Annotated in this window: 4 protein-coding genes and 1 pseudogene; all 5 read left to right on the forward strand. The window is 65.4% G+C overall.

Annotation, left to right across the window (positions count from 1 at the left end; all coding sequences use genetic code 11):
- Positions 1-346: pseudogene (locus tag Y708_RS29255) on the forward strand (ABC transporter substrate-binding protein); the annotation flags it as partial.
- A gap of 3 nt (positions 347-349) precedes the next feature.
- Entirely contained in the window at positions 350-1,303 is a 954-nt protein-coding gene (locus tag Y708_RS0113770; RefSeq protein ID WP_028280384.1) for an ABC transporter permease, read from the forward strand.
- Positions 1,303-2,202, forward strand: coding sequence for an ABC transporter permease (locus Y708_RS0113775; protein WP_028280385.1), 900 nt, complete (start codon positions 1,303-1,305; stop codon positions 2,200-2,202). Before Y708_RS0113770 ends, Y708_RS0113775 begins: the two co-directional genes overlap by 1 nt.
- A 7-nt stretch (positions 2,203-2,209) precedes the next feature.
- On the forward strand, positions 2,210-4,054 hold the full coding sequence (locus Y708_RS0113780) for a gamma-glutamyltransferase family protein (RefSeq protein WP_028280386.1): 1,845 nt from the start codon (positions 2,210-2,212) through the stop codon (positions 4,052-4,054).
- Positions 4,038-4,566, forward strand: a 529-nt coding sequence (locus Y708_RS25085) for an ATP-binding cassette domain-containing protein (RefSeq protein ID WP_035776367.1), incomplete at its 3' end; no start/stop codon positions are given. The genes Y708_RS0113780 and Y708_RS25085, both read left to right, overlap by 17 nt.

A 4,566-nucleotide genomic window follows, 5' to 3' on the forward strand; every position in this document is an offset into this window, starting at 1 on the left:
CCAGTCCCGCGGCGATTTCGAGATGCTTCAGCTCGGCTGGTCCGGCCGCGTGGACCCGCACGGCAACATGTTCAACTTCCTCTCCACTGGAGGCGGCAACAACTACTCCGGCTACAGCAACCCGGAGGTCGATGACACGCTCAAAAGCGCGGCACAAACCAACGACGACGGCGAACGCGCCGAACTCTACGGCCAGGCGGTGGCGCAGGTACAGGAGGACAACCCACTCATCTACCTGTACCGGCAGCGAAGCCTCACCGCCTACACCACCAATGTGGCGGGTATCGAGACCTACGCGGACGGCGTGGTCCACCTGAGCAACGCAGCATTTGTAGAAAAGGACTGACCCATGACCCGTTACCTGTTGACCCGGCTGTGGCAGTCCGCTGTTACCCTGATCCTCGCCTCGATAGTGGTGTTCATCGGCGTCCGGCAACTGCCTGGCGATCCGGCCCTCGCGATGGCCGGCGAAGAAGCCTCTCCGGAACAGCTTGCCGCCATCCGCGCCGACCTGGGGCTGGATCAGCCGCTGCTCACCCAGTACTTCACATTTGTGGGCAACATTTCCCGGGGGGACTTCGGCGAATCAACCCGCACCGGCACCCCGGTGGTGGACCTGATCGCCACCACCCTGCCCGTCACCCTGTGGCTCTCTGCGTACGCGATTGTGGTGGCCGTCGTCGTCGGCATCCTGTTCGGTGTGATCGCCGAACGCTACCGCGGCCGCTGGCCCGAATGGTTCGCCAACGGCTTTGCGCTGGTGGGGCTCTCCGTGCCCAACTTTTGGCTGGGCATCCTCGCGATTCTGTACCTGGCCGTGACCCTGGGCTGGTTTCCGGCCTCCGGTTACGTGGATATGGTGAGCGAACCACTGCGCGGCATCTACTACCTCACGCTGCCCGCGGTCATCCTCGGAACCGGCCTGGCTGCAGTAATCATGCGCCAGACCCGCGCCTCAATGATCGAAACCATGAACACCGACTACGTCCGTACGGCACGTGCCAAGGGGCTGGGACGCAGCCGGGTGCTGGTGCGGTACGGGCTGCGTAACTCGCTCATTGTGGTGGTCACCATTGTGGGCCTGCAGCTCGGCGGACTGATTTCCGGCGCAGTGGTCACCGAGCGGATCTTTGCGCTGCCCGGCTTCGGGAAACTCACCCTGGACGCCGTCTTCACCCGTGACTACCCGGTGATCCAGGCCGTGGTGCTCATCATCACCCTGAGCTACATCGTGATCAACCTGGCCGTGGACATCCTGTACTCCGTGGTCAACCCGAAAATCCGAGTCGGAGGAAGCAACTAATGGCCATGACCGAAACAGTCACCACCTCCCGCACGCTGGGAGCACCGGGGCTCGGCAGCGGCAAGGGAAGAGTTTGGCGCTCGCTGCGCACCAACCCGCTGGGCCTCACTGGCGGGATTCTGCTGGCCGTCGTCGTCCTCGCCGCTGTCCTGGCGCCCATCATCGCGCCGTACGATCCCACTGAAGTGCACTTCGACACCCCGTTCCAGCAGCCAGGTACCGTCGGGTTCCTTCTCGGCACCGATGACCTTGGCCGCGACATCTTCTCGCGCATGCTCTTCGGCATCCAGGCGTCGCTGCAGGTCGGTGTGCTGTCAGTGCTGCTTGCGGTGCTGATCGGCACGCCCCTTGGCCTGCTGGCCGGCTATTGGAAAGGGTTCGACGCCGTAATCTCCCGGCTCACGGACGTCACCCTGGCCTTCCCGTTCCTGATCATCGCCGTGGGGCTCGCCGCCATCAGTGGACCGAGCCTCGGCAACGCAGCGGTGGCGCTCGGCATCGCCCAGATTCCCACCATGATCCGAGTGGTCCGCGGCGAAACCCTGCGGATCAAGGAAAGCGACTTTGTGCTGGGCGCCAAGACCATGGACGCCTCCGGCCTGAGGATCATGGCCCAGCACATCCTGCCCAATGCCACCTCTGCAATCATCGTCCAGGCAACAGTGATCATGCCCGTTGCCGTGATTGGCGAAGCCCTGTTGTCCTTCTTGGGCCTTGGCATCCAGCCGCCCACACCCAGCCTGGGCATCATGCTCTCCGACGCCCAGCAGTACATTTTCCGCTCGCCCACGGCGGCAATCTTCCCCGGAATAGGCATCGCCGTGATCTGTCTGGCGTTTAACCTGTTTGGAGACGCTCTGCGCGATGCCCTGGATCCCACCAACACCAGCCGAAAGTAGATTTCACGTGACCTACACACCCCCCGATTCCTTTGTCACCCGCCCAACGCTTCAGGGCACGTTCGGCATGTCCGCCTCAACCCACTGGCTCGCGACGGCGTCAGCGCAGGCTGTGCTGGAACGCGGCGGCAACGCGTTTGACGCCGCAGTAGCCGGCGCCTTTGTGCTCCACGTGGTTGAGCCGCACCTCAACGGTCCGGGCGGCGACATGACCGGTGTCTTTGCCACCGCGGTGAATCCGTCCGAACCCGTGGTGCTCATGGGCCAGGGCCCGGCGCCGGCAGCAGCAACCCGCGAGCATTACCTTGGCGAGGGCCTGGAACTGGTCCCGGGCGCCGGCGCGCTCGCCGCAGCCGTACCCGCCGCCGTCGACGCCTGGCTGTTGCTCCTGCGTGACCATGGCACCTGGGAACTGGCGGATGTGCTGGCTTTCACCATCGGTTATGCACGCAACGGCCACCCCGTTCTTGAACGCGTGGGCAGGACAATTGCGGCCGTCGCCGAACTGTTCACCGAGCACTGGCCCACGTCCGCTGCGCGGTGGATGCCTGAGGGCCGCATCCCTGGTGAAGGGGAGATCGTGAAGAATGAGGCCTACGCTTCGGTCCTCGACCGCCTGGTCGACGCCGGCGCCGCTGCTGAAACCCGCGAGGCCCGCATCGACGCAGCCCGGCTGGAATGGCGGGAGGGATTTGTAGCCCAGGCCGCCGTCGACTTCATCCAGGCACCGCACCGGCATTCCTCGGGCACCGACCATGCAGGCGTGATGAGCCGCGAGGATTTTGCCGGCTTCCAGGCGGGCTACGAAGAAGCCACCACCTTCACCTTCCGCGGCTACACCATCGCCAAGACCGGCCCGTGGGGACAGGGACCCGCCCTCCTGCAGACCCTTGCCATACTGGACGGATTGCCGGACCAGCAGCTTGATCCGTCAACGGCCCTTGGCGCCCACACCATCCTTGAGGCGCAGAAGCTGGCGATTGCGGACCGCGAGGCGTACTACGGCGACGCTTCGGTGCCCATGGAATACCTGCTCTCTGCGGAGTACTCCGCCCAGCGGCGTGCGCTCATTACCGAGAAGGCCTCCGCGGAATTCCGGCCCGGCAGCGTCCCCGGACACTCGCCGTTCACACCGCCGCTGCGCACCGAGTACACGCCGCCGGCCTCACAGGGGCAGGCTTTTGCAGGCGTCGGCGAACCCACTGTGGCCAAGCCAACGGGTGCGCAGCCCGGGGAACCAACTGTCGCGTCCAGCGGCGAGACCCGGGGCGATACCTGCCATATCGACGTCGTGGACCAGTGGGGCAACATGGTCTCGGCCACACCGTCCGGCGGGTGGCTGCAGTCCTCGCCCACCATCCCGGAGCTGGGTTTCTGCCTCGGTTCCCGGCTGCAGATGACCTGGCTGGAAGACGGTGCGCCCTCCACGCTGCGTCCCGGCAAGCGCCCCCGTACCACTCTCACTCCCACGCTGATCCTCAAGGATGGCGTGCCGGTGGTGGCACTGGGTTCGCCCGGCGGCGACCAGCAGGACCAGTGGCAGCTGCTCTACATCCTGCGCACCATCGTGGGCGGCTACTCACCGCAGCAGGCGATCGACGCCCCATCACTGCATACGACGTCGATACCTGGCTCCTTCTGGCCCCGCACCTGGGAACCGGGCGGCGCCGTCGTCGAGGACCGGCTCGGTGAGGATGTCATCTCAGACCTGGAACGCCGCGGACATATTGTTACCCGCGCGGGCGACTGGTCGCTGGGCCGACTCTCCGCCGTGGTCAGCGATCCCGCAACCGGCGTGCTCAAGGCCGCCGCCAATCCCCGAGGAGCGCAGGGCTATGCAGCAGGACGCTAACAACATTCTTACCGTAAGGAACCTTGAGGTGACCTTTGGGACCACCGCGGTACTCCACGACGTCAGCTTCGACCTGAAAGAGGGCGAACGGGTGGCCATCGTGGGCCAGTCCGGCTCAGGAAAGTCGACCACCATCGGAGCCATTCTTCGGCTGCTGCCCGGGAACGGACGGATCACCCACGGATCCATCAACCTGGCCGGAGAAGAACTCGCCACTGCGTCGGAAGCCGCCATGCGGACCATCCGGGGCAAGCGCGTTGGCCTGGTTCCACAGGACCCGATGTCCAACCTCAACCCCTCGATGAAGGTGGGCGCGCAGATTGCGGATGCCTTGATGAGCAATGGAGTGAAGGGCAGCGCGGAGATCCGCCGCCGCGCCGTCGCGCTCATGACCGAGGCAGGCATCCCCGACGCCGACCGGCGGTACGGACAGTACCCGCACGAATTCTCCGGGGGTATGCGCCAACGCGTCCTGATTGCCATTTCGCTGGCGGGGGAGCCGGACCTTCTGA

Origin of the sequence: Arthrobacter sp. H5, from assembly GCF_000520595.1 — a bacterium.
Taxonomy (GTDB): domain Bacteria; phylum Actinomycetota; class Actinomycetes; order Actinomycetales; family Micrococcaceae; genus Arthrobacter_D.